Genomic DNA, 26,379 nt, shown 5'->3' on the forward strand with positions numbered 1-26,379 from the left:
GCGCCGGTATCCCGTCACCACAGGACTGACGATGTCGGCAACGAAACCCAGGCTGCGCTCCACCCAATGGTTCGGCACCAACGACAAGAACGGCTTCATGTACCGGAGCTGGATGAAGAACCAGGGCATCCCCGATCACGAGTTCGACGGCCGGCCGATCATCGGCATCTGCAACACGTGGTCCGAACTGACGCCGTGCAACGCGCACTTCCGCAAGCTCGCGGAGCACGTGAAGCGCGGGATCTCCGAGGCGGGCGGGTTCCCGGTCGAGTTCCCGGTGTTCTCGAACGGCGAATCGAACCTGCGGCCGTCGGCGATGCTCACGCGCAACCTGGCGTCGATGGACGTCGAGGAAGCGATCCGCGGCAACCCGATCGACGCGGTCGTGCTGCTCGCCGGTTGCGACAAGACGACCCCCGCGCTGCTGATGGGCGCGGCGAGCTGCGACGTGCCGGCGATCGTCGTGTCGGGCGGGCCGATGCTGAACGGCAAGCTCGAAGGCAAGAACATCGGCTCGGGCACGGCCGTGTGGCAGCTGCATGAAGCGCTGAAGGCAGGCGAGATCGACCTGCACCACTTCCTGTCTGCCGAGGCCGGCATGTCGCGCTCGGCCGGCACCTGCAACACGATGGGCACCGCGTCGACGATGGCGTGCATGGCCGAGGCGCTCGGCGTCGCGCTGCCGCACAACGCAGCGATTCCGGCGGTCGATTCGCGCCGCTATGTGCTCGCGCACATGTCGGGCATCCGCATCGTCGAGATGGCGCTCGAAGGGCTCGTGCTGTCGAAGGTCCTGACGCGTGCCGCATTCGAGAACGCGATCCGCGCGAACGCGGCGATCGGCGGCTCGACCAACGCGGTGATCCACCTGAAGGCGATCGCGGGCCGCATCGGCGTGCCGCTCGAACTCGAGGACTGGATGCGCATCGGCCGCGACACGCCGACGATCGTCGACCTGATGCCGTCGGGGCGCTTCCTGATGGAGGAGTTCTATTACGCGGGCGGGCTGCCGGCCGTGCTGCGCCGGCTCGGCGAAGGCGGGCTGCTGCCGCACCCGGACGCGCTGACGGTCAACGGCAAGTCGCTGTGGGACAACGTGCGCGAAGCGCCGAACTACGACGACGAGGTGATCCGCCCGCTCGACCGGCCGCTGATCGCCGACGGCGGAATCTGCATCCTGCGCGGCAATCTCGCGCCGCGCGGCGCGGTGCTGAAGCCGTCGGCGGCGAGCCCCGAGCTGCTGAAGCATCGCGGCCGCGCGGTGGTGTTCGAGAATCTCGATCACTACAAGGCGACGATCAACGACGAAGCGCTCGACGTCGACGCGAGCTCGGTGCTGGTGCTGAAGAACTGCGGGCCGCGCGGTTATCCGGGGATGGCCGAGGTCGGCAACATGGGGCTACCGCCGAAGCTGCTGCGCCAGGGCGTGAAGGACATGGTGCGGATCTCGGATGCGCGGATGAGCGGCACCGCGTACGGCACGGTCGTGCTGCACGTCGCGCCGGAAGCGGCCGCGGGTGGCCCGCTGGCCGCCGTGCGCAACGGCGACTGGATCGAGCTCGACTGCGAGGCCGGCACGCTGCATCTGGACATTTCGGATGACGAACTGCAGCGGCGCCTGTCGGACGTCGATCCGACAGCGGCGCCGGGCGTGGCCGGGCAGCTCGGCAAGGGCGGCTATGCGCGGCTGTATATCGATCACGTGCTGCAGGCGGACGAGGGGTGCGACCTCGACTTCCTGGTCGGCACGCGCGGCGCGGACGTGCCGAGCCATTCGCATTGAGCGGCGCATAGCCGTGCAGGGACGCGGACCGCGGCGGGGCCTGAGGGAAACGAGTGACGCGCCGGCCGTGGTCGAGCGCGAAGCATGGGGGGCACGCACGCACTAAAGCGCTAATGCGGGCCGACCGCAAAGCATGGGGCGTACGCAAGCGCTAAAGCGCCAACGTAGGCCGACCGCAAAGCATGGGGCGTACGTAAGCGCTAAAGCGCCAACGTACGCCGACCGCGCAGCATGGGGCCCCCGTAAGCGCTAAAGCGCTAACGGTGGCCGACCGCGAAGCATGGGGCGTACGTAAGCGCTAAAGCGCCAACGTACGCCGACAGGAGACAAGATGACGACGCAGTACCCCCCCGCGCACGCCGTGGCGGACCGGTCCGATTCGCCGGCAGCCGTCGACGAACGGCAACTGACCCGCCTGCTCACGCGCAAGCTCGTGCCGTTCCTCGCGCTGATTTACGTGGTCGCCTACGTCGACCGTACCGTCGTCGGCTTCGCGAAGCTGCACATGAACGCGGCGATCGGCCTCGGCGATGCCGCATACGGACTCGGCGCCGGACTGTTCTTCATCGGCTACTTCCTGTGCGAGGTGCCGAGCAACCTCGCGCTCGGACGCTTCGGCGCGCGCGTCTGGTTCGCACGCATCCTCGCGACGTGGGGCGTGATCACGATGGCGATGGCGCTGGTACAGGGGCCGGCCAGCTTCTACGTGCTGCGCTTCCTGCTCGGCGCGGCGGAAGCCGGTCTCTATCCCGGCATCCTGTACTTCCTCACGCAATGGTTCCCGATGCGCGACCGTGCCCGCGTGATCGGCCTGCTCGTCCTTGCGCAGCCGCTTGCCGGCATCGTGACGGGCCCGCTCGCCGGTTGGCTGCTGTCGACGCACGGGCTGTTCGGCCTGTCGGACTGGCAGACGCTGTTCGTCGTCAGCGGCCTCCCGGCCGTGCTGCTCGCGTGGCCCACGCTGCGGCTGCTGCCCGAATCGCCCGCGCATGCGCGCTGGCTGAACGACGACGAGCGCCGCTGGATCGCGCGGCAGCTCGCCGCCGATCGCGACACGTATCGCCCCGATTCGCACGGCAATCCGCTCGCCGCATTGCGCGACCGCCGCGTACTGCTGCTCGCCGCGCTGTTCCTGCCGTTTCCGCTGTGCATCTACGGGCTGTCGCTGTGGCTGCCGACGATCATCCACGCGTTCGGCACCGGCGATGCGGCGACGGGGATGCTGTCCGCGGTGCCGTACCTGTTCGCGGTGGTCGGCCTGCTCGTCGTGCCGCGTCATTCGGATCGCAAGCGCGAGCGTTACTGGCACATCGTCGTCGTGTCGGCGGCCGCCGCCGTGACGATGGGCGCGAGCGCGTGGGTGCGCGAACCGGCGCTGCAGTTCCTGTTCATCTGCCTGACCGCGTTCTCGCTGTATTCGATCCAGGCCGTCGTATGGGCGCTGCCCGGCGAATTCCTCGCCGGCACGAGCGCGGCGGTCGGCATCGCCGCGATCAATTCGCTCGCGAATCTCGGCGGCTACCTGGGGCCGTACGGCATCGGCCTGATCAAGGCGTCGACCGGCAGCCTCGCGGCCGGCCTGTACTTCCTCGCGGCGACGTTGCTGTTCGCGGTGCTGATGACGTTCGTGGTGCGCGCCGCGCTGCGCGCGCCCGAGCCGGCCGCGGGCACATTCGCCGGCGAATCCTGAACCCCGTGTTTTCCGGCTGAACGCCGCTTCGACCGACGCAGGACCGAACCATGACATCGAGCAGCACGCCGCGCTATCGCGGCATCTTCCCCGTCGTCCCGACGACGTTTTCCGAGACCGGCGAGCTCGACCTCGCAAGCCAGAAGCGCGCGGTCGACTTCATGATCGACGCGGGCTCGGACGGGCTGTGCATCCTCGCGAACTTCTCCGAGCAGTTCGCGGTCACCGACGACGAACGCGACGTGCTCACGCGCACGATCCTCGAACACGTCGCCGGCCGCGTGCCGGTGATCGTCACGACGTCGCACTACGGCACGCAGGTGTGCGCGGCGCGCAGCCTGCGCGCGCAGCAACTCGGCGCGGCGATGGTGATGGCGATGCCGCCGTATCACGGCGCGACGTTCCGCGTGCCCGAAGCGCAGATCTTCGAGTTCTTCGCGCGCGTGTCGGACGCGATCGACATCCCGATCATGATCCAGGATGCGCCCGCGAGCGGCACCGCGCTGTCCGCGCCGTTCCTCGCGCGCATGGCGCGCGAGATCGAGCAGGTCGCGTACTTCAAGATCGAGACGCCGGGTGCGGCGAACAAGCTGCGCGAGCTGATCCGGCTCGGCGGCGACGCGATCGAAGGGCCGTGGGACGGCGAGGAGGCGATCACGCTGCTCGCCGACCTGCATGCCGGCGCGACCGGTGCGATGACCGGCGGCGGCTTTCCGGACGGCATCCGGCCGATCCTCGAAGCATTCCGCGAAGGGCGGCACGACGAGGCGTTCGCGCGCTATCAGACGTGGCTGCCGCTGATCAATCACGAGAACCGCCAGTCCGGGATCCTCACCGCGAAGGCGCTGATGCGCGCCGGCGGTGTGATCGCGTGCGAGCGGCCACGGCACCCGATGCCGGAACTGCACCCGGACACGCGCGCGGAGCTGCTCGCGATCGCGCGCCGGCTCGATCCGCTCGTGCTGCGCTGGGCGCACTGAGCAAGTGGCGAAGGAGAAACGCAGATGAGCGACGTGATTTCACTGGGCGTGATCGGGATCGGCAAGATCGCGCGCGACCAGCATTTGCCGGCGATCGCCGCCGAACCGGGTTTCGTGCTGACCGCGTGCGCGAGCCGTCATGCGGAAGTCGACGGCGTGCGCAACTACCAGGACCTGGGCGCGCTGCTGGCCGCCGAGCCCGAGCTCGACGCCGTGTCGCTGTGCGCGCCGCCGCAGGTGCGCTACGCGCAGGCACGTGCCGCGCTCGAGGCCGGCAAGCACGTGATGCTCGAGAAGCCGCCGGGCGCGACGCTCGGCGAAGTGGCCGCGCTGGACGCGCTCGCGCGCGAACGCGGCCTCACGCTGTTCGCGACCTGGCATTCGCGCTGCGCGAGCGCGGTGGAACCGGCGCGCGCGTGGCTCGCGACGCGCACGATCCGCGCGGTGCAGGTGCGCTGGAAGGAGGACGTGCGGCGCTGGCATCCGGGCCAGCAGTGGATCTGGGAGCCCGGCGGCCTCGGCGTGTTCGATCCCGGCATCAACGCGCTGTCGATCGTCACGCGGATCCTGCCGCGCGAGCTCGTGCTGCGCGAGGCGACGCTCTACGTGCCGAGCGACGCGCAGATGCCGATCGCGGCCGACCTCGAGTGCGCCGATACGCACGGCGTGCCCGTGCGCGCGGAATTCGACTGGCGGCACGGCCCCGTCGAGCAATGGGAGATCGCGGTCGACACGTCGGACGGCGTGCTCGCGATCAGCCGCGGCGGCGCGCAATTGTCGATTGCGGGCGAGCCGGTCGAGATCGGGCCGCAGCGCGAGTACCCCGCGCTGTATGCGCAGTTCCGCGCGCTGATCGCGCGCGGCGAAAGCGACGTCGACGTGCGGCCGTTGCGGCTCGTCGCCGACGCATTCCTGTTCGGCCGGCGCGTCGGGACCGACGCGTTCGGCCGCTGACACCGTGCCGCCGCGAGCGCGACCGCGCACGACGAAACGCGCACGACGCAAGTTGAAGACCCAAGCCAACAGACAAGGAGACACCGCATGAACCGCACGACCCACACGATCCGCCGCCACACGCTGCGCGCGCTGCTGGCCGCGCTTTGCCTCGCGCCGCTCGGGATGCAGGGCGCCGCGCACGCCGACGCGCCGCTGAAGATCGGCTTCCTGGTGAAGATGCCCGAGCAGGCATGGTTCATCAACGAGCAGAACGCGGCGTCCGCGCTCGGCCAGAAGGAGAACTTCTCGGTCGTGAAGATCGGCACGCCGGACGGCGAGAAGGTGCTCGCCGCGATCGACAATCTCGGCTCGCAAGGCGCGCAGGGCTTCGTGATCTGCGCACCCGACGTGCGCCTCGGGCCGGCGATCGCGTCGCGCGCGAAGCGCTACAACATGAAGTTCGTGACGGTCGACGACCAGCTCGTCGACTCGACCGGCAAGCCGCTGCCGAACGTGCCGCACCTCGGGATGTCGGCGACCAAGATCGGCAACCAGGTCGGCCAGGCGATCGCCGACGAGATGAAGCGGCGCGGCTGGAAGCCGGAGGAAGTCGGCGCGCTGCGCGTCACCAACTACGAGCTGCCGACCGCGAAGCTGCGCACCGACGGCGCGACGCAGGCGCTGCTCGCGAACGGCTTCCGCAAGGAAAACATCTTCGACGCGCCGCAGAAGACGACCGACGACGAAGGCGGCTTCAGCGCGGCGGCGCCCGTGCTCGCGCGCCATCCGAACATCAAGAAGTGGGTGGTCTACGCGCTGAACGAGGAAACCGTGCTCGGCGCGGTACGCGCGACCGAACAGCTGCACATCCCGGCCGCGGACGTGATCGGCGTCGGCATCAATGGCGCGGGCGAGGCGTTCGCCGAGTTCCAGAAGAAGGAGCCGACCGGCTTCTACGGAACGATCGCGGTCAGCTCGACGAATCACGGCAAGGACAGCACGCAGAACCTCGTCGACTGGATCCGCAACGGCAAGACGCCGCCGGCCGACACGCAGACGAGCGGCAAGCTGATGACGCGCGCGAACTGGCAGGCCGTGCGCGCCGAGCTCGGCATCTGAACGTGCGGGGCGACGACGCGATGACGATGCAGATGATGACGGCCAGTTCGCGCCACGACGACGTGGCCACGCCCGGCACCGCGCCGCCGCCGGCCGGCGGCGCGCTGCTCGCGCTCGACGGCATTACGGTGACGTTCCCGGGCGTGCGCGCGCTCGACGGCGTGTCGCTGTCGGTGCGCGCCGGCGAGGTGCACGGGCTGATGGGCGAGAACGGCGCGGGCAAGTCGACGCTGCTGAAGGTGCTGTCCGGCGTAAATCAGCCGCAGGCCGGCACGCTGACGCTGAACGGCGCGGTGCAGCGCTTCGCGTCGACGCGCGCCGCGCTCGAGGCCGGCATCGCGATCATCTACCAGGAGCTGCATCTGGTACCCGAGCTGACGGTCGCCGAGAACCTGATGCTCGGCCAGCTGCCGAGCCGGCTCGGCGTGGTCGACGAGCGCGCGCTTGCCGTGCGCGCGCTCGATGCGCTGGAGCGGCTCGGCGAGCACATCGACCCGGACATCCCGGTGAAGTATTTGTCGATCGGCCAGCGCCAGATGATCGAGATCGGCAAGGCGCTGATGCGCGACGCACGCGTGATCGCGTTCGACGAGCCGACGAGTTCGCTGTCCGCGCGCGAGACGACGCAGCTGTTCCGCATCATCCGTTCGCTGCGCGCCGAGGGCCGCGCGATCATCTACGTCACGCACCGGATGGAGGAAGTCGACGCGCTGTGCGATCGCGTGACGGTGTTCCGCGACGGCCGCCGGATCGAGACGTTCGAATCGGTCGCCGACCTTGATCGCGACCGGCTGATCGGCTGCATGGTCGGTCGCTCGATCGAGGACGTGTACGGCTACCGGCCGCGCACGGCCGGCGACGTGCTGATCGAGGCGAAGGGGCTCGTCGGGCCCGGCCTGTCCGAGCCGGTGTCGTTCGCCGCGCGGCGCGGCGAGATCGTCGGCTTCTTCGGGCTCGTCGGCGCGGGCCGCTCGGAGCTGATGAAGCTGCTGTACGGCGCGGCACGGCCCACGGGCGGGCATGTCGAGCTGGGCGGCAAGCGCGTGGCGTTCGCGAGCCCGCGGCACGCGGTGCGCGCCGGCATCGCGCTGTGCCCCGAGGACCGCAAGCAGGAAGGCATCGTCGCGATCGCGTCGGTGGCCGACAACCTGAACATCAGCGCGCGCCGACATTTCAGCCCGGCGCGCGTGCTGCTCGACGCGCGGCGCGAACGCGAGCTGGCGCAGCAATACATCGAGCGGCTCGCGATCAAGACCCGCGACGGCGAGACGCCGATCGGCGCGCTGTCGGGCGGCAACCAGCAGAAGGTCGTGCTCGCGCGCTGGCTGGCCGAGCGCATCGACGTGTTCCTGATGGACGAGCCGACGCGCGGCATCGACGTCGGCGCGCGCGCGGAAATCTACAACCTGTTCTACGAACTCGCGGAAGCGGGCCGCACGGTGATCATCGTGTCGAGCGATCTGGCCGAGGTGATCGGCGTGGCGGACCGCGTCATCGTGATGAAGGAAGGACGGATCGCGGGCGAGGTCGCGAAGGCGCAGGCGACACCCGACGCGCTGATCAAGCTCGCGCTGCCGCGCTAGCGGCCTGCAGTCAACCGGAAAGCAAACGTTATGAGCCAGGCAATGCAACCCCAACGCACTTCCCCGTCCCCCGATGCCGCAGCCGCGCCCGCGCGGGCGCGCGGCGGCGTGTGGCAACTGATCAACCGCTCCGGCATCGTGATGGTGTTTCTCGTGCTGTTCGCGACGCTGTCGCTGACCGTGCCGGACTTCCTCACGCCGCGCAACATCCAGGGCCTGCTCCTGTCGGTCACGCTGATCGGCTCGATCGCGGTGACGATGATGTTCGTGCTCGCGCTCGGCGAAGTCGACCTGTCGGTCGCGTCGATCGTCGCGTTCTCGGGCGTCGTCGCGTCGACGCTGATCACCGCGACGCACAGCGTCGTGCTCGGCATCGCCGCCGGCGTGCTCGCGGGCGGTGCGGTCGGGCTCGTGAACGGCGTGCTGATCGCGCGCTGGCGGATCAACTCTCTGATCGTCACGCTCGCGATGATGGAAGTCGTGCGCGGGCTCGCGTTCATCACGTCGAACGGCGACGCGGTGATGATCTCCGAGGAGCGCTTCTTCGATCTCGGCGGCGGCTCGTTCCTCGGCATCTCGTATCCGATCTGGAGCAACATCGTCGGCTTCGTCGTGTTCGGCTTCCTGTTGCGCAAGACCGTGTTCGGCAAGAACGTGCTGGCGGTCGGCGGCAACGGCGAGGCCGCGCTGCTCGCGGGGCTGCCGGTGATGCGCATCAAGATCGCGGTGTTCGTGCTGCAGGGCCTCGTGACCGGCTTCGCCGGCGTGATGCTCGCGTCGCGGATGAGCCTCGGCGACCCGAAGACGTCGGTCGGTCTCGAACTCGGCGTGATCTCCGCGTGCGTGCTCGGCGGCGTGTCGCTGACGGGCGGCGTCGCGACGATCTCCGGCGTGCTGGTCGGCGTGCTGATCATGGGCTCCGTGCAGGACGCGATGAGCCTCCTGAACGTGCCGACCTTTTACCAATATCTGATACGCGGCGGAATTCTGTTGCTCGCGGTGCTGTTCGACCAGTATCGTCGCAACCAGCGGCGCGCGATGAAGATCTGACCCTGACGAACGCGCGGCCGCCTGCGAATGCGAAAGACATCGGGAGACGGCATGCAACAGACTCATCCGGGCACGGCGGCGGCGCTGCTGGTCGACAGCCGCAACACGCTCGGCGAAGGCGCGACGTGGTGCGACGCGACGCACGCGCTGTACTGGACGGACATCGAAGGCGCGCGGCTGTGGCGCTGCCGCGCGGACGGCTCGGACCTCGCACAGTGGCCGATGCCCGAACGGCTCGCGTGCTTCGCGCTCACGCATGATCCCGACGTGCTGCTGGTCGGGCTTGCGACGCATCTCGCGTTCTTCGATCTGCGCAGCGGCGAATTCACGCGGATCGTCGACGTCGAATCCGACCTGCCGACGCGGCTGAACGACGGCCGCTGCGATCCGTTCGGCGCGTTCGTGTTCGGGATGAAGGACGAAGGCGGCGATCCGCCGCGCGCGGTCGGCGGCTTCTACCGGCTCAATCCGGACCTCACGCTCGAACGGCTTGCATTGCCGGCGGCCGCGATCGCGAACAGCATCGCGTTCTCGCCGGACGGCGCGAAGATGCATTTCTGCGATTCGATGGTGCGCGAGATTCTCGTCTGCGATTACCGCGCGGGCGGCGACGTGGCCAACGTGCGGCCGTTCGCGCGACTGACCGATGCAGACGGCGACCCGGACGGCTCGACGATGGATCGCGACGGCGGGCTGTGGAACGCGCAGTGGGGCGGCCGGCGGGTGGTGCGTTATGGGCCCGATGGCGTCGAGACGGATCGCGTGGCCGTGCCGACCGCGCAGCCCAGCTGCGTCGCAATCGACGGTGAAGGCCGCTTGTACGTGACGAGCGCGCGTGTCGGGTTGAGCGACGACGCGCTGGCGAGCGATGCCGATGCCGGCGGCGTGTTCGTCGCCCGGACGCGCTACGCGGGGTTGCCGACCGCGCGATTCGCGGGCAAGCCCGCGAACTGAGCGCGCCGGTGCGGGCGGCAGCGCGGTCGGTCGCGCCGCCGCGCGCTGCCGGCGCCGTCACGGCCGGACGGGTCACGACTGCTGCGCGGCCTGCAGCCCCAGCAACGCGACTGCGTTGTCTTTCAGAATCAGCGAATGCACGTCGGGCCGGAACCCGGCACCCTGAAAATCCTCGAGCCAGCGGTCCGGCCGGATCAGCGGAAAATCGGACGCGAACAGCACCTTGTGCCTGAGCAGCGTGCTCGCGTATTTCACCAGCTCCGGCGAGAAGTACTTCGGCGACCATCCCGACAGGTCGATGTAGACGTTCGGCTTGTGCAGCGCGATCGACAGCGCCTGCTCCTGCCACGGCCATGAAGGGTGCGCGATCACGATCTTCATGTCCGGGAAGTCGGCCGCGACGTCGTCGAGGTGAATCGGTTCGGAATACTTCAGACGCAGCCCGCCGCCGCCGCGCATCCCCGATCCCATCCCCGAATGCCCGCTGTGGAATACGGCCGGCAACCCGTATTCCGCGATCACCTCGTAGATCGGATATGCGAGCCTGTCGTTCGGGAAGCATCCCTGCATCGTCGGGTGGAACTTGAAGCCCTTCACGCCATGCTCGTCGATCAGGCGGCGCGCCTCGCGCGCGCCGAAGCGGCCCTTGTGCGGGTCGATGCTCGCGAACGCGATCATCACGTCGGCGTTGTCCTGCGCGAATTGCGCGATTTCCTCGTTCGGAATGCGCCGCCGGCCGATGTTCGTCTCGCAGTCGACGGTGAACATCACGAAGCCGATCCGGCGCTCGCGGTAATACGCGATCGTCTCCGGAATGGTCGGCCGACGGCCCTGCTTCAGCACGGTGCCGAAGTACTTGTCGGCCGCGTCGTCGAATGCCTTCGCGAACAGGTCCGGCGGCTGGCAGCACGACACTTCGGCGTGCACGTGCGTGTCGATGGCGATCAGGTTGTCGATATCCAAGCGTGTCTCCTCATGTCGTGATTCGTCGGCCGGCACGGCGCGAAATCGGCTGTCCGGGCCCGTTTAGGGGTTTGTCCGGAGCCGCTTCCATTCTACTTTACATATCAGGTTACCTGATAGTAAATTGGTCGCGAGTCGCACAGGGCGGCATCGTCATTGGAGAACGAAAATGGGTTACGAAGGGCGCTGGAAAACGGTGAAGGTCGAGGTCGAGGGCGGGATCGCATGGGTGACGCTGAACCGTCCGGACAAGCGCAACGCGATGAGCCCGACGCTGAACGCGGAGATGATCGACGTGCTGGAGGCGATCGAACTCGATGCCGAGGCGCAGGTGCTCGTGCTGACCGGCGAGGGCGACGCCTGGACGGCCGGGATGGACCTGAAGGAGTATTTCCGCGAAGTCGACGCGGGCCCGGAAATCCTGCAGGAAAAGATTCGCCGCGACGCGAGCCGCTGGCAGTGGCAATTGCTGCGCATGTATGCGAAGCCGACGATCGCGATGGTCAACGGCTGGTGCTTCGGCGGCGGCTTCTCGCCGCTCGTCGCGTGCGACCTCGCGATCGCGGCCGACGAAGCTGTGTTCGGCCTGTCGGAAATCAACTGGGGCATCCCGCCGGGCAACCTCGTCAGCAAGGCGATGGCCGACACCGTGGGACATCGCCAGGCGCTCTACTACATCATGACCGGCGACACCTTCACCGGCCCGCAGGCCGCGCAGATGGGGCTCGTCAACAAGAGCGTGCCGCGCGCGCAGCTGCGCGACGAGGTGCGCGCGCTGGCCGCGAAGCTGCTCGACAAGAACCCGGTCGTGATCCGTAACGCGAAGCACGGCTTCAAGCGTTGCCGCGAACTGACCTGGGAGCAGAACGAGGACTACCTGTACGCGAAGCTCGACCAGGCGAACTACCGCGATCCGGAAGGCGGGCGCGAGCAGGGCCTCAAGCAGTTCCTCGACGACAAGAGCATCAAGCCGGGCCTGCAGGCGTACAAGCGCTGACGCGCGCCGCCGCACGCAACCGGATCCGAGTGGAGACACGGAAATGCACGAAGTGAGTTTGTTGATCGACGGCGTGTCGCGCGGCGCGTCGGACGGCGGGACCTTCGACCGGATCGATCCGGCGACGGGACAGGTGGCGTCGCGCGCCGCCGCGGCGACGCTTGCCGACGCGGACGCAGCGGTCGCGGCAGCGGCGCGCGCATTCCCCGCGTGGGCCGCGCTCGCGCCGACCGAGCGCCGTCGGCGGCTGCTCGCGGCGGCCGACCGGATGGACGCGCGCGCGGGCGAATTCATCGAAACCGGCCGCGCGGAAACCGGTGCGATGGCGAACTGGTACGGCTTCAACGTGATGCTCGCGGCGAACATGCTGCGCGAGGCGGCCGCGATGACCACGCAGATCGACGGCGCGGTGATCCCGTCGGACGTGCCCGGCAGCCTCGCGATGGCCGTGCGCCAGCCGTGCGGTGTCGTGCTCGGGATCGCGCCGTGGAATGCGCCGGTGATTCTCGCGACCCGTGCGCTCGCGATGCCGCTCGCATGCGGCAACACGGTGGTGCTGAAGGCGTCCGAGGGTTGCCCGGGCGTGCACCGGCTGATCGGCAGCGTGCTGCACGACGCAGGGCTCGGCGACGGCGTGGTCAACGTGATCACGCATGCGCCGCAGAATGCGCCGGCGATCGTCGAGCGGCTGATCGCGAACCCGGCGGTGCGCCGCGTGAACTTCACCGGTTCGACACGCGTCGGCCGCATCGTCGCGACGCTCGCCGCGCAGCACCTGAAGCCGGCGCTGCTTGAACTCGGCGGCAAGGCGCCGGTGCTCGTGCTCGACGACGCCGATCTCGACGCGGCGGTCGAGGCAGTCGCATTCGGCGCGTTCTTCAACCAGGGGCAAATCTGCATGTCGACCGAGCGCGTGATCGTCGATCGCAAGGTCGCCGATGCGTTCGTCGAACGGCTCGTCGCGAAGGCACGCACGCTGAAGGCCGGCAACCCGGCCGCGCCGGGTGCCGTGCTGGGCACGCTCGAAAGCGCGGCCGCCGCGCAGCGGATCGCGGCGATGGTGGACGACGCGCGCGAGCACGGCGCCGCGCTGCCGCTCGGCTGTGAAGTCAGCGGCGCGGTGATGCAGCCGACGATCGTCGACGGTGTCACGCGCGACATGCAGCTGTATGCGGACGAATCGTTCGGGCCGGTGGTGACCGTGCAGCGCGTCGACGGCGACGCCGCCGCGCTCGCGGCCGCGAACGACAGCGAGTACGGGCTGTCGGCGGCGGTGTTCAGCCGCGATATCGCGCGCGCGATGCAGGTCGCGAAGCAGATCGAATCGGGCATCTGCCACATCAACGGGCCGACGGTGCACGACGAGGCGCAGATGCCGTTCGGCGGCGTGAAGGCAAGCGGCTACGGCCGGTTCGGCAGCAAGGCGTCGATCGCCGAGTTTACCGACCTGCGCTGGATCACGGTCCAGACCACGCCGCGTCACTACCCGATCTGAGCAGTCCCGGGCGCCGCGGCGCCCCAGTTAAGACAACGACACAATGAAGTCTCCGCCCGGCGCGCGCACGCGCGCGGGGCGGAACCGACCGGAGACAGAACTTGGATGCGGATCCGACCCAACTGCGCGACGCGGCTGCCGCACAGCGCGTTCCCGCCGGCTATCGCCCCGTGGCGATCGGCACGGCGCCGCCGGAGATCGTGCAACGTGACGGCTGCTGGACCTTGCGCGCGACGACCCCGCTCGGCGCGTACCCGCACCGGCTGACCGACCGGCTCGCGAGCGGCGCGCGCGCGCATCCGGACCGCTGGCTGGTCGCGCGGCGCGGGCCCGACGGTACGTGGATCGGCATCACGTATGCGCAGATGCTCGAGCGCGCCCGCGCGATCGGCCAGGCGCTGCTCGATCGCGGGCTGTCGGCCGAGCGGCCCGTCGCGATCCTGTCGGGCAACGACCTCGAACATCTGCAGCTCGCGTTCGGCGCGATGTGGGCCGGCATTCCGCATGCGCCGCTGTCGCCCGCGTATTCGCTCGTGTCGAGCGATTACGGCAAGCTGCGCCACGCGCTCGCCCTGCTCACGCCGGGGCTGGTCTTCGCGTCGGACGGCGCGGCGTTTCGTGCCGCGCTCGACGCGTCGGTGCCGCCTGATGTCGAGCGCGTGGTCGTGTCGGCACCCGACGGGATGGACGGCGTCACGCGTTTCTCGTCGCTGCTCGACACGACACCGGGCAGCGTCGATGCCGCGCACGATGCGATCACCGGCGACACGATTGCGAAATTCCTGTTCACGTCGGGATCGACACGGCTGCCCAAGGCGGTGCCGACCACGCACCGGATGCTGTGCAGCAACCAGCAGATGCTGCTCGAGACGTTTCCGCAGTTCGGTCTGGAGCCGCCGGTGCTGGTCGACTGGCTGCCGTGGAATCACACGTTCGGCGGCAGCCATAACGTCGGCATCGCGCTGTACAACGGCGGCACGCTGTACATCGACGACGGCAAGCCGGTCGCCGGCAAGTTCGGCGAGACGCTGCGCAACCTGCGCGAGATCGCGCCCACCGTGTATTTCAACGTGCCGAAGGGCTGGGAAGAGCTGACCGCGGCGCTCGAAACGGATGCCGCGCTGCGCGAAACCTTCTTCTCGCGCGTGAGGATGTATTTCTTCGCGGGCGCCGGACTGTCGCAGGCCGCGTGGGACCGGCTCGAGCGCGTGACGCTCGCGCACTGCGGCGAGCGCATCCGGATCATGGCGGGCCTCGGGATGACCGAGGCCGCGCCATCGTGCATGTTCACCACCGGGCCGGTGTCGGGGGCCGGCTACATCGGCCTGCCCGCGCCCGGCTGCGACGCGAAGCTGGTGCCGGTCGACGGCAAGCTCGAGGCGCGCTTTCGCGGGCCGAACGTGATGGCCGGTTATTGGCGCGCGAGCGGCGACGACGCGCGCGAGGTATTCGACGAGGAGGGCTACTACCGCAGCGGCGATGCAGTGCGTTTCGTCGATCCCGCGCGGCCGGAGATCGGCTTGATGTTCGACGGGCGCATCGCGGAGGATTTCAAGCTATCGTCCGGCACCTTCGTGAGCGTCGGGCCCATGCGCGCGCGGATCGTATCGAACGGCGCGCCGTACGTGCAGGACGCGGTCGTCACGGGGATGAACCGCGACGACGTCGGCGTGATGATCTTCCCGCGCGTCGACGATTGCCGTCGCCTGGCCGGCGTGGCACCGGATGCCGACGTGCGCACCGTCCTGGAGGCGCCCGCGGTGCGGGCGTTCTTCGCGGACCTGCTCGAGCGCCTGAACCGCGATGCGACCGGCAGCGCGACGTTCGTCACGCGGCTGTGCGTGCTCGATACGCCGCCTTCGCTCGATCTCGGCGAAGTCACCGACAAGGGCTCGATCAACCAGCGCGCGGTGCTCATGCACCGTGCGGCAGTGGTCGACGCGATGTACGAACCGGGCGCGGCCGACACGGGCGTGATCGTCGCCGGCACGGCGCGCCGGGCATGAGGTGCGCGCGATGAGCAACGCGTATTGCGCGCCATTGCGCGACATGCTGTTCGTGATCGGCGAATGGCTCGATGCGCCGGCGCTGTGGCGCCGCGTGCCCGACTGGGCGGAGCTCGACCTGTCGACTGCCGGGCAAGTGCTCGACGAAGCCGCCCGCTTCGTGGTCGAACGCATCGCGCCGCTCGATTCGACCGGCGATCTCGAGGGCTGCCGGTTCGACGGTGCCGGAGTGACGATGCCGGCGGGCTTTCGCGACGCGTACCGCGACTACGTCGACGCCGGCTGGCCGACGCTGGCGCTCGACGCCGATTGCGGCGGCCAGGGGCTGCCGCATCTGCTCGACGTCGCGCTGCAGGAGATGCTCGCGGGGGCGAACCACGCGTGGCTGATGTCGCCGGGGCTCACGCACGGCGCGGTGGCGTGCCTGCGCGCGCACGGCGGCGAGCGCCTGAAGCGCGACGTGCTGCCGAAGATCGCGAGCGGCGAGTGGCTGACGACGATGTGCATCACCGAGCCACAGGCGGGCAGCGATCTCGGCCTGCTGCGCACGCAGGCAGTGCCGGACCCGGCCGCCGACGGCTACCGAATCAGCGGCAGCAAGCTGTTCATCACCGGCGGCGAGCACGACCTGACCGACAATATCGTGCACCTCGTGCTCGCGCGGCTGCCCGATGCGCCGGCGGGAACGAAGGGGCTGTCGCTGTTCGTCGTGCCGAAGTGGCTCGACGCGCCGGGCGGCCGTGTGCGCAACGGCGTCTGGTGCGACGGCATCGAGAAGAAGATGGGGCTGAAGGCAAGCCCGACCTGCACGATGCGTTTCGACGCGGCCGCGGGCTGGCTCGTCGGCGAGCCGCATCGCGGGCTCGCATCGATGTTCGTGATGATGAACGCGGCGCGCCTGCAGGTCGCCATGCAGGGTGTCGGGCATGCGCAGAGCGCGTGGCAGGCCGCGTCGGCCTATGCGCGCGAACGCGTGCAGGGCAGGGCGGCGCCGATCGCGCAACATGCCGCGATCCGCCGCATCCTGCTCGATGCGCAGGCGATCGTCGAAGGCGAGCGCGCGATCGGCTACTGGATCGCGCACTGGCTCGACGTCGCCGCGCACGATCCGCAGCCGCCGGCACGGCTCGCGGCGTCGCGGCTGGCATCGTTGCTCACTCCGATTGCCAAGGCGTTCTTCACCGCGAACGGCTTCGCGGCCGCGTCGAACGCGCTGCAGGTATTCGGCGGCTACGGCTACGTTCACGAATACGGGATCGAACAGACGGTGCGCGATTGCCGCGTGTCGATGCTGTACGAAGGGACCAACGAGATCCAGGCGATCGATCTGCTGGTGCGCAAGGTGCTGGGGGATCGCGGCGAGGCGCTGCATGCGCTGCTCGAGTTGATTCGCGCGGAAGCCGCGCAGAGCGTCCAGGCGGCGGACGAGCGGGCGAGGGACGCCGGGGCGCGCGTCGCCACGCTGTGCGCGGAGCTCGAGCGCGTGACGGCCGGCGTGATCCGCGCGAGCGAGCACGATCCGGATCTGCCCTACCGGGTCGCGGACGACTATCTCGCGCTGGTCGGCTGGCTGCTGCTCGCGTTCGCGTGGGCGCGCACGCTGCGCATCGTCGGCGATGCGCCGGGAGACGATTCGTTCCGTGCGGGCAAGCGCGCGGTCGGCACCTACTTCTTCGACTATCCGCTCGCGGCATTCGCACACCGGCTCGCGCTGGTGGACGCGGGCTGCCGCGCGGCGTTGCCGGCTGCCGCGGCATAAGGTTCGTCCGAGCCGGGCGTGGACGGCCCGGGGCGGCTCGCGGCCGGCACGAGCCGCCGTGCGGGCCGATATACGGACCGCGTGAGGTAAGATGGCCCGCGATCCTCCTTCCGACACGTTCATGAGCTCGACACCCGTCAAACCGGCCGGCACGAAACGCACGGCCCGCGCCAGCGAAGCCAGGCCGCGCATGCGTTCGCAGCAGCGGCTTACCTACCTGATCGGCAATCTCGACCGGCTGCTGCGCCGCCAGATGAGCGATGCGCTCGCGCCGCTCGGTGTGACGCTCGCGCAGTACACGGCGCTGTCGGTGCTCGAGGCGCGCGGCGCGCTGTCCAATGCGCAACTCGCGGTGCGCTCGTTCATCACGCCGCAATCCGCGAACGAAGTGATGGTTGCGATGGCCGCCCGCGGCTTCGTGACGCGCGAGGCCGATCCCAGCCATGGCCGCGTGATCCTGCTGCGTCTGACCGACGAGGGCTCGGCAATCCTGCGCGAATGCGAGCAGGTGCTGCGGCCGCTCGAACGCCGGATGCTCGGCGACGACGTGAGCGCCGACGACGTCGCGCAGGTTCACCGCACGCTCGAACTGTTCGTGCGCAACCTGCGCGACTGAGCACGCCGCCGCGTCTTTCGTTCCGGTTCCGCCGGCCGCGCCGGGCCACGCCGCAGCGTGGCCCGGGTTGCGAACGGGTTGCGGGTTAACACCGCGCTCGCGACACTTGAAATATCAGGTTACCTGTTATTAAATCATCCCGTCCCTCGACGGGATTTTCTTTCGGGTTCTTAATCAGGTTACCTGATAAATTGACGAGACCCGATCACGATAAAGCAAGGACACCGCGCATGCGTTCCGCGTATGCCGCGCGAGTCACGGTTAGGAGACGACATGGACACTTCCGTTGCCGCAAGGCCGGCCGTCGCGACGACGCTCGGCCTGTGTTTCGCGATCGCATTGCTCGAGGGGCTCGACCTGCAGTCGGTCGGCGTCGCGGCACCGCGCATGGCCCACGAATTCGGGCTCTCGGTTTCACAGATGGGGCTCGCGTTCAGCGCGGGCACGTTCGGCCTGCTGCCGGGCGCGATGCTCGGCGGCTGGCTGGCCGACCGGGTTGGCCGCAAGCACGTGCTGATCGCGTCGGTCTGCCTGTTCGGGCTGCTGTCGATCGCGACCGCGCAGGTGTCGAGCTTCGCGATGCTGGTCGCCGTTCGTGCGCTGACCGGCCTCGGCCTTGGCGGCGCGATGCCGAACCTCATTGCATTGTCGTCGGAAGCGGTCGACGCACGCTCGCGCAGCAGCGCGGTGGCCGTGATGTACTGCGGGATTCCGTTCGGCGGCGTGATCGCGTCGCTGATCGGCGTGCTGCTCGCGGGCGACACCGAATGGCGGCACATTTTCTATGTCGGGGGTGTCGGCCCGCTGCTGCTCGCGCCGCTGCTGCTCGCACTGCTGCCCGAATCGCGTGCGTTCCTCGACGTCAGCGCATCGGGCGCGGCGCGCCCCAGCGTCGGACAGACGCTGTTCGGCGGCTCGCGCACCGGCACGACACTGGCGTTGTGGCTCAGCTACTTCTGCACGCTGATCGTGCTGTATTTCCTGCTGAACTGGCTGCCGTCGCTGATGGCCGCGAAGGGGCTCGCTCGCAGCCAGGCCGGTATCGTGCAGATCTTCTTCAACATCGGCAGCGGCCTCGGCGTGCTCGGCATCGGCATGTCGATGGACCGCTTGCGTCCATCGCGCGTGGTCGGTGGCATGTACGCGGGGATCGTGCTGTCGCTTGCCGCGCTGGCGATCGCACCTGGACTCCTGTGGCTGTCCGCCGCCGCGTTCGCGGCCGGGATGTTCGTCGTCGGCGGCCAGTCGGTGCTGTATGCGCTGGCCGCGATCTATTACCCGACCGCGATGCGCGGCACCGGCGTCGGCTCCGCCGTTGCCGTCGGCCGCCTCGGCTCGGTGGTCGGGCCGCTCGCCGCCGCCGAACTGCTCGCAATGGGCCGCAGCGCGTCGGTCGTGATCGGCGCGAGCATTCCCGTCACGCTCGTCGCCGCCGTCGCTGCGCTGGTGCTGATCCGGCGCCCGCAGGCGCACGACTGATTTCTTCCCATTTCAACCACGAGCGCCGGTAGAGCGCGATTACGACACAGGTCTGGAGACGAACACCATGAAGCACACCAAAGCCTTGCTGGCGGCCGGCGCATGCGCGCTCGCCGCGACCGGCGCGCACGCGCAGTCGAGCGTGACGCTGTACGGGATCATCGATACGGGAGTCGAGTTCGTGTCGCACGCGAACGCGGCCGGCGACCACGTCGTGCGCATGCCGGGCGTGACGGGCGAGCTGCCGTCGCGCTGGGGCCTGCGCGGCACCGAGGATCTCGGCGGCGGCTACCAGGCGGTATTCACGCTCGAAAGCGGCTTCAACGTGCGCGGCGGCGATCTCGGCCAGGGCGGCCGGCTGTTCGGGCGGCAGGCGTTCGTCGGGCTGAAGAGCGGCTTCGGCACGCTCGCGTTCGGCCGCCAGTACACGATGACCTATCTCGCGCTGCAGGGCGCGGACATCATCGGCCCCGACATCTACGGGCTCGGCTCGTTCGACGCATACGTGCCTAACGGCCGCGCCGACAACGCGGTGACCTACGTCGGCACCTATCGCGGCGTGACGCTCGGCGCCGCGTATTCGTTCGGCCGCGACGGCGCGGGCACCGGCAACTCGCCGGGGCAGGGCACCTGCGCGGGGCAGGTGCCGGGCGATGCCGTCCAGTGCCGCAACTGGTCGGTGATGCTCAAGTACGACAGCGCGTATTTCGGTGCGGCGGCGTCGTACGAGGAGCAGCGCGGCGGCACCGGCGCGGCCGCGAACTTCTTCGACGGCGTCGCGCCGGTCGCCTTTACCAGCAGCGGCGGCAAGGACGCGCGCACGCACGTGAGCGCGTATGCGCAGGCGGCGGGCGCGCGGATCGGCGCGGGCTGGATCGGGCGGCGCGTGTCGACCGGTTCGCCGGCCGCGCCGGGCGCGCATTCGGACCTGTTCTTCCTTGGCGCGTCGTATGCGGTGAAGCCCGATTTCGTCGTCGACGGCGAAGGCTACCGGATCGTCAACAGCGCGCACGACACGCGCGCGACGATGGCCACGCTGCGCGCGACCTATCTGCTGAGCAAGCGCACGGCCGTCTACGCACAGTCGTCGTATCTGTGGAACAGCGCGCATGCACGCTACGCGGTCAGCGGCGGCGGGCCCGGCACGACGCCCGGCGCAGGGATGGGGCAGCTCGGCGCGATGGTCGGCGTGCGGCACATGTTCTGATCCGGCAGCCAGACGAACGGGAGCTATCTTGAACAGGAAATCTGCATTCCTCTGTATTGCGCCGCTGTCCGCGGCGGCCATGCTCGCCGGCTGCGGCGGCGACGATTCGGTCAGCGCCACGCCGACGCACCTGAGCGCCGCGACGCCGGCCGCGATGGCGCAGACGTGCGACGCGCTCGCCGCGAAGCTCGCGTATGCGAACACGTCGTTCACGTCGGTGACGACCGCGCCCGCCGGCGCGCTGACGGTGGCCGGCAAGCCGATCGCCGAGCACTGCGTGATCGACGGGAAGATGAACGAGCGCGTGAGCGCGGTGGACGGCAAGACCTATGCGATCGGCTTCGAGATGCGCTTGCCGAAAGCGTGGAACGGCCGCTTCTTCTACCAGGCGAACGGCGGGCTCGACGGCAACGTCGTGACCGCGACCGGCGAAATCGGCGGCGGCGGCCCGCTGACCGACGCGCTGAACCAGGGCTTTGCGGTGATCAGCTCGGATTCCGGGCACAGCGCCGCGCAGAACCCGCTGTTCGGCCTCGATCCGCAGGCGCGCATCGATTACGGCTACGGCGCGGTCGACGCGCTCACGCCGATGGCGAAGCAGGTGATCCGGCTCGCATACGGGAAGACGCCCGACCGCAGCTATTTCGGTGGCTGCTCGAACGGCGGCCGGCACGCGATGGTCACGGCCGTGCGCAACGCGGGCGACTACGACGGGATCATCGCGGGCGATCCGGGCTTCCATCTGCCGAAGGCGGCGATCGGCGAGATGTACGGCGCGCAGCAGTTCGCGAAGATCGCATCGGCGACGGGCTCGAACGGGCTGCCCGACATCCGCAGCGGCTTCACCGATGCGGAGCGCCGGTTCGTCGGCGCGAAGATTCTCGACAAGTGCGATGCGCTCGATGGCGTGGCCGACGGGATGGTGCAGGACGTCGCCGCGTGCCAGGCGCATTTCAGCGTCGAGACGGACATCCCGACCTGCGCGAACGGCACGCGCACCGGCGCGTGCCTCACGACCGCGCAGAAGAGCGCGCTCGAGAACGTGTTCGCGGGCGCGCGCAACAGCGCGGGCACGGCGCTCTATGCGAGCTTTCCGTACGATCCGGGCATGGCCAGCGGCGGCTGGGCCGCGTGGAAGCAGTCGAATTCGGTCACGCTCGACCCGGCCGCGATGGCATTCACGTTCATGACGCCGCCGAAAACCGCCGCGACGCTCGCGAATCTCACCGGCTTCGCGCTCGGCTTCGACATGGACAACGACGCGCCGGCGATCTTCGCGACGAACGGCGTGTACACGCAATCGTCGTGGTCGTTCATGACGCCGCCTGACGAGACCAACCTGTCCGCGCTGAAATCGCGCGGCGCGAAGCTGCTCGTCTATCACGGCACCGGTGACCCGGTGTTCTCGTTCAACGACACGAGCGACTGGTACGGGCGGCTCGCGCAGGCGAACGGCGGCGACGCGTCGGGCTTCGCGCGCTTCTATCCGGTGCCGGGCATGAACCACTGCTCGGGCGGGCCAGCGGCCGACCAGTTCGACATGCTGACGCCGCTCGTCGCGTGGGTCGAGCAGGGGCAGGCGCCCGCGGCGATCGTCGCCACGGCGCGCGACACGACGAACGCGGTGCCGAACGCGGACGTGCCGACGTCGTGGGGCGCGGGACGCACGCGGCCGTTGTGCCCGTATCCGCAGGTCGCGCGCTACAACGGCTCGGGCGACGTGAATTCGGCGGCGAGCTTCAGTTGTCGATGATGTAGGGAAGGGGGATGTACCGACGCGCGGAAGCTTCGGTACATTCGCCGCCGTTCGGCGGCGGATGGCGCGAGCGTGCCGGTCCGTCCGGATGGAAACGGCGGTGCGCCGCGCATGACGATCGAGTTTGCCGCCCGACGCGGCATCCGGGGATACACTGTGGCGCTTTCGCGTCGGCGAGACACGTCCCGGCCGACGTGCGCCGCCAGCTATCCTTCCTCCGATTCGACCATGCAAACCGTAGCGGTACTCGACTTCGAAACAACCGGGCTTTCTCCGAACATGGGCGACAGGGCGACCGAGATCGCCGTGATCCTGCTGCGCGACGGCCAGATCGTCGACCGCTACCAGAGCCTCATGAACGCCGGCCGCCGCATTCCGTCCGACGTCGTCGCGCTCACGGGGATCACGAACGACATGATCGCGTCGGCGCCGCCGGTGGCGAAGGTCATGAAGGAAGCCGCCGCGTTCGTCGGCAGCCATCCCGTCGTCGCGCACAACGCCGGCTTCGACAAGCGGTTCTGGCAGGCCGAACTCGCGATGCTCGGGATGGCGGCCGAGCATGCGTTCGCATGCACGATGCTCGTCGCGCGGCGCCTCTACCCGCACGCGCAAAGTCACCGGCTGTCGAACCTCGCGACCATGCTGCGCTTGCCGCAGACGGGCCGTGCCCACCGCGCGATGGTCGACGCGGAGATCGCGAGCCATCTGTGGTGCCGGATGCAGCGCGACATCGGCGAGACTTACGGGTTGCGGCAGGTCGATCACGGGCTGATGTCGCGATTGCAGACGACGAGCAAGGCGAAGGTCGCGACGTTTTTCGGTTCATTGGCTGCCGACAGGCGCTGACGTTCGAGCGTCACTCGCCGGGATCCATCGGCACCTCGAGCCCGACCTTCACGCGGCTCATGCTCACGAGCGTCTTGAAGCGCTTCACGTTGTTGTTCGCGAAGAACAGCTCGCGCGTGAGCGCGTTGTACTGATCCATGTTGCGCACGGCGAGGATCAGCACGAAATCCCATTCCCCGGTCACGTAGTAGCACTGCTGGATCTGCGGGCAGCGCTCGAAGGTCCGCTTCATCGCGTCGAGCTGGTCGATCTGCTCGCGCTCGACCTCGACGTTCACGACGATCGTCAGCGGATGATCGACCTTCTCCGGCGCGACGACCGCCGTGTAGCGCACGATCACGCCGTCTTCCGCGAGCCGCCGCAGGCGGCGGTTCACGGCGGCGGTCGACAGGTTCACGCGGGCGCCGAGTTCGGTCTGCGGCGTGTTCGCGTCGCGCTGGACTTCCATCAGCAGCTTGCGATCGAACGCATCGAGTGGAGTGGGCATGATGGTGCGGCAGCCTCGAAAGAATGAGAAATTTTTGCGTCCGGAGCGCCGATTTGGCGATTTTATTGACCGGGATGCGCAATATTATTTTTCGGACCGACGGCGTGCGCAACCCGTATGCGCCCGCACCGCATTCACCGCCGGGCCGCCCGCGCGGCCCATTTCCGGAGCCCTTCCAGCCATGCTGATCGCCAATCCCCGCGCGTCGCGCACCGACTATCCCGACACGCTGCGCCGCATCATGAACATCGCCGCGGCCGACGAGAGCGGCGCGTGGCTCGCGCACTGGCCGCTCGTCGGCGCGGCTCGCACGCCGTTGCGCGCGCTGCCCGATCTGGCCGCGCGGCTCGGCGTCGCGAGCGTCAGCGTGAAGGACGAAGCGTGCCGTTCGCCGCTCGGCAGCTTCAAGGCGCTCGGCGCGCCGATCGCGCTGATGCGGCTCGTGAAGCGGTTGCGGCGCAACGAGGCGCTCGATCCGCAGGGGCTCGTCACGGGCCGCTACGCGGCGTCGCTGGCCGACCTGACGGTGATCAGCGCAACCGACGGCAATCACGGCCGCGCGCTGGCCGCCGCCGCGCGCGCGATCGGCTGCCGCTGCGTGATCGTGCTGCACGCGCACGTCGACGCGGAGCGCGAGCATGCGATCGCCGCGCATGGCGCACGGATCGTGCGGATCGCCGGCAACTACGACGAATCGGTCGTGCACGCCGCGCAGCTCGCGGACGCGAACGGCTGGCACGTGGTGTCCGATACGTCGTACGACGGCTACGAGGCGATTCCGCGCGACGTGATGCAGGGCTACGGCGTGATCGCGGCCGAGGCGCTCGCGCAGGCGGCGGGAGAGGGCAACCTCGGCGACGGCGATGGCAGCGGCGATAACCGGCCGTTCACGCACGTGTTCCTGCAGGGCGGCGTCGGCGGCCTTGCGGCCGGTGTCGCGAGCTATCTGTGGGAGCATGCCGGCGCACGGCGGCCGCATTTCATCGTCGTCGAGCCGCGCCAGGCCGATTGCCTGTACCAGAGCGCGCTCGCCGGGCGCGCGACGAAGGCGACCGGCAGCGTCGACTCGGTGATGGCGGGGCTCGCGTGCGGCGAGGCGTCGCCGCTCGCATGGGACTTTCTCGAGCCGGGCATCGATCACTTCATGCTGATCGACGACGACGACGCGGTGCAGGCGATGCGCGCGCTGGCCGCCGGCAGCGAACGCGACGTGCCGTTCGTGTCCGGCGAGTCGGGCGCGGCGGGCATCGCGGGGCTGACCGTGCTGATGCGCGATCCGGCGCTGGCGCGGCAGGCGGGGCTCGATGCGAACGCGCGTGTGCTGGCGATCAACACGGAAGGCGCGACCGCGCCGAGCGTCTACCGGCGGTGTGTCGGCGAGACGGCCGACGCGGTGCTGGCGCGCCAGCGCGACTGGCTGACGCGGACCCGCGCGGCCGCGGAAGCCTGAGCGCCCCGAACGACCTGACGACCGACGAGGCAAGCACGATGGACGCACTGGACGCAACGGCAGGAAGCACGCTGCAGGGCCGGCTGAAAACCTGGCGCCGGCATCTGCACCAGCACCCGGAGACGGGTTTCGAGGAAGTGAACACGTCGGACTACGTCGCGCGGATCCTGACGACGCTCGGGCTCGACGTGCAGCGCGGGATCGGCGGCACGGGGCTGGTCGCGAACCTGACGGCCGGCACCGGCACGCGCGCGATCGGCATCCGCGCGGACATGGACGCGCTGAACATCGCCGAGCACGCGCCGGGCCGCGAACATGCGTCGCGCACGCCGGGCAAGATGCACGCGTGCGGGCACGACGGCCACATGTCGATGGTGCTCGGCGCCGCGCAACTGCTGGCCGAGCGCAAGGACTTCGACGGCACCGTGCGCTTCATCTTCCAGCCGGCCGAGGAACATGGCCGCGGCGCGAAGGCGATGATGGCCGACGGGCTGTTCGAGCGCTTCCCGGTCGACGCGATCTTCGGCGCGCACAACATGCCGGGCATGCGCGCCGGCACGTTCGCGACGCGCGCGGGCGGCATCATGGCGAGCGAGGACAACTTCGTGATCCGGATCGACGGGCGCGGCACGCATGCGGCGCGCCCGCACATGGGCATCGATCCGATCGTGATCGGCTCGCAGATCGTGCTCGCGCTGCAGACGATCGTGTCGCGCAATCTCGATCCGGGCCTGCAGGCGGTGATCTCGTGCACCGAGTTCATCACCGACGGGCTGCGCAACGTGCTGCCGTCGACGGTGACGATCAAGGGCGACACGCGCAGCTATGCGCGCGACGTGCAAACGCTGCTCGAAACGCGGATGCGCGAGATCAGCGAAGGGATCTGCCGCGCGCACGGTGCGACCTGCACGTTCGAATACACGCACGAGTTCGCGCCGACGGTGAATTCCCCGGAATGGGTCGACACGGCCGTCGAGGCCGCGGCGCACGTCGCGGGCGCCGACGCGGTGAACGCCGACGTGCAGCCGATGATGATCTCGGAGGACTTCGGCGCGTTCCTGCAGGCGGTGCCGGGCAACTTCGTGTTCATCGGCAACGGCGAAGCGGCCGAGCGCGGCGGGGTGCCGCTGCACAACGCGGCGTACGATTTCAACGACGAGATTCTGCCGGTCGGCGCGCGGTATTTCGCGGAGGTGGCGCGACGGGCGTTGAAGGCGGCGTAG

At 69.3% G+C, this 26,379-nt stretch carries 21 protein-coding genes; 19 read left to right on the forward strand and 2 right to left on the reverse strand.

Going from position 1 to position 26,379, the window contains the following annotated elements:
- Positions 1–31: 31 nt before the first annotated feature.
- The 8 genes from DIE04_RS03795 to DIE04_RS03830 all read left to right on the forward strand — a co-directional run bounded on the left by DIE04_RS03795 (position 32) and on the right by DIE04_RS03830 (position 10,095).
- A complete protein-coding gene (locus DIE04_RS03795; RefSeq protein WP_124485999.1) occupies positions 32–1,783 on the forward strand; it encodes an IlvD/Edd family dehydratase in 1,752 nt (583 codons plus the stop codon).
- A 331-nt stretch (positions 1,784–2,114) separates the two neighbouring features.
- Positions 2,115–3,473: an MFS transporter gene (locus tag DIE04_RS03800; RefSeq protein ID WP_124520148.1), complete on the forward strand. Its 1,359-nt coding sequence runs from the start codon at positions 2,115–2,117 to the stop codon at positions 3,471–3,473.
- Positions 3,474–3,523: 50 nt separating this feature from the next.
- On the forward strand, positions 3,524–4,453 hold the full coding sequence (locus tag DIE04_RS03805; protein WP_124486001.1) for a dihydrodipicolinate synthase family protein: 930 nt from the start codon (positions 3,524–3,526) through the stop codon (positions 4,451–4,453).
- Positions 4,454–4,477: 24 nt separating this feature from the next.
- Positions 4,478–5,407 carry a Gfo/Idh/MocA family protein gene (locus tag DIE04_RS03810; protein ID WP_124520146.1) on the forward strand — a complete coding sequence of 310 codons (930 nt, stop codon included), beginning with the start codon at positions 4,478–4,480 and terminating at the stop codon, positions 5,405–5,407.
- A gap of 87 nt (positions 5,408–5,494) precedes the next feature.
- Positions 5,495–6,508 carry an arabinose ABC transporter substrate-binding protein gene (locus tag DIE04_RS03815; protein WP_124486002.1) on the forward strand — a complete coding sequence of 338 codons (1,014 nt, stop codon included), beginning with the start codon at positions 5,495–5,497 and terminating at the stop codon, positions 6,506–6,508.
- Positions 6,509–6,528: 20 nt separating this feature from the next.
- Entirely contained in the window at positions 6,529–8,091 is a 1,563-nt protein-coding gene (gene araG / locus DIE04_RS03820; RefSeq protein WP_124520203.1) for an L-arabinose ABC transporter ATP-binding protein AraG, read from the forward strand.
- A gap of 30 nt (positions 8,092–8,121) precedes the next feature.
- Positions 8,122–9,141: an L-arabinose ABC transporter permease AraH gene (gene araH, locus DIE04_RS03825; protein WP_044847378.1), complete on the forward strand. Its 1,020-nt coding sequence runs from the start codon at positions 8,122–8,124 to the stop codon at positions 9,139–9,141.
- A gap of 51 nt (positions 9,142–9,192) precedes the next feature.
- A complete protein-coding gene (locus DIE04_RS03830) occupies positions 9,193–10,095 on the forward strand; it encodes an SMP-30/gluconolactonase/LRE family protein (RefSeq protein ID WP_124486004.1) in 903 nt (300 codons plus the stop codon).
- 72 nt (positions 10,096–10,167) lie between these two features.
- On the opposite strand, the gene DIE04_RS03835 is transcribed toward DIE04_RS03830, so the two are convergent.
- Entirely contained in the window at positions 10,168–11,058 is an 891-nt protein-coding gene (locus DIE04_RS03835) for an amidohydrolase family protein (protein ID WP_124486005.1), read from the reverse strand.
- 169 nt (positions 11,059–11,227) lie between these two features.
- On the opposite strand from DIE04_RS03835, the gene DIE04_RS03840 reads away from it, so the two are divergent.
- The 9 genes from DIE04_RS03840 to DIE04_RS03880 all read left to right on the forward strand — a co-directional run bounded on the left by DIE04_RS03840 (position 11,228) and on the right by DIE04_RS03880 (position 23,219).
- Positions 11,228–12,055 (forward strand): p-hydroxycinnamoyl CoA hydratase/lyase, encoded by an 828-nt coding sequence (locus DIE04_RS03840; RefSeq protein ID WP_021163522.1) that lies wholly within the window; start codon positions 11,228–11,230, stop codon positions 12,053–12,055.
- A gap of 43 nt (positions 12,056–12,098) precedes the next feature.
- Positions 12,099–13,550, forward strand: a complete 1,452-nt coding sequence (locus DIE04_RS03845) for an aldehyde dehydrogenase (RefSeq protein WP_124520144.1) — start codon at positions 12,099–12,101, stop codon at positions 13,548–13,550.
- Positions 13,551–13,651: 101 nt separating this feature from the next.
- Positions 13,652–15,556: a feruloyl-CoA synthase gene (locus DIE04_RS03850; RefSeq protein ID WP_124520142.1), complete on the forward strand. Its 1,905-nt coding sequence runs from the start codon at positions 13,652–13,654 to the stop codon at positions 15,554–15,556.
- 10 nt (positions 15,557–15,566) lie between these two features.
- On the forward strand, positions 15,567–17,315 hold the full coding sequence (locus DIE04_RS03855; protein WP_124520140.1) for an acyl-CoA dehydrogenase: 1,749 nt from the start codon (positions 15,567–15,569) through the stop codon (positions 17,313–17,315).
- A 121-nt stretch (positions 17,316–17,436) separates the two neighbouring features.
- A complete protein-coding gene (locus DIE04_RS03860) occupies positions 17,437–17,931 on the forward strand; it encodes a MarR family winged helix-turn-helix transcriptional regulator (RefSeq protein ID WP_027790251.1) in 495 nt (164 codons plus the stop codon).
- Positions 17,932–18,204: 273 nt separating this feature from the next.
- A complete protein-coding gene (gene mhpT, locus DIE04_RS03865; protein ID WP_124486009.1) occupies positions 18,205–19,410 on the forward strand; it encodes a 3-(3-hydroxy-phenyl)propionate transporter MhpT in 1,206 nt (401 codons plus the stop codon).
- A gap of 67 nt (positions 19,411–19,477) precedes the next feature.
- Complete coding sequence (locus DIE04_RS03870) at positions 19,478–20,617, forward strand: porin (RefSeq protein WP_124520138.1); 1,140 nt, start codon at positions 19,478–19,480, stop codon at positions 20,615–20,617.
- Positions 20,618–20,645: 28 nt separating this feature from the next.
- Positions 20,646–22,370: a tannase/feruloyl esterase family alpha/beta hydrolase gene (locus DIE04_RS03875; RefSeq protein ID WP_124520136.1), complete on the forward strand. Its 1,725-nt coding sequence runs from the start codon at positions 20,646–20,648 to the stop codon at positions 22,368–22,370.
- 231 nt (positions 22,371–22,601) lie between these two features.
- On the forward strand, positions 22,602–23,219 hold the full coding sequence (locus tag DIE04_RS03880) for a PolC-type DNA polymerase III (protein ID WP_124520134.1): 618 nt from the start codon (positions 22,602–22,604) through the stop codon (positions 23,217–23,219).
- Positions 23,220–23,229: 10 nt separating this feature from the next.
- On the opposite strand, the gene DIE04_RS03885 is transcribed toward DIE04_RS03880, so the two are convergent.
- Positions 23,230–23,706, reverse strand: a complete 477-nt coding sequence (locus DIE04_RS03885) for an Lrp/AsnC family transcriptional regulator (RefSeq protein ID WP_124520132.1) — start codon at positions 23,704–23,706, stop codon at positions 23,230–23,232.
- Positions 23,707–23,887: 181 nt separating this feature from the next.
- On the opposite strand from DIE04_RS03885, the gene DIE04_RS03890 reads away from it, so the two are divergent.
- The gene (locus DIE04_RS03890; protein ID WP_124520130.1) at positions 23,888–25,156 is read left to right on the forward strand and encodes a diaminopropionate ammonia-lyase; all 1,269 of its coding nucleotides are present in this window, start codon (positions 23,888–23,890) and stop codon (positions 25,154–25,156) included.
- Between the two features lie 38 nt (positions 25,157–25,194).
- Entirely contained in the window at positions 25,195–26,379 is a 1,185-nt protein-coding gene (locus tag DIE04_RS03895; RefSeq protein ID WP_124520128.1) for a M20 aminoacylase family protein, read from the forward strand.

Source organism: Burkholderia sp. Bp8994 (assembly GCF_003853805.1).
In the GTDB taxonomy this organism is placed as follows: Bacteria; Pseudomonadota; Gammaproteobacteria; order Burkholderiales; family Burkholderiaceae; genus Burkholderia.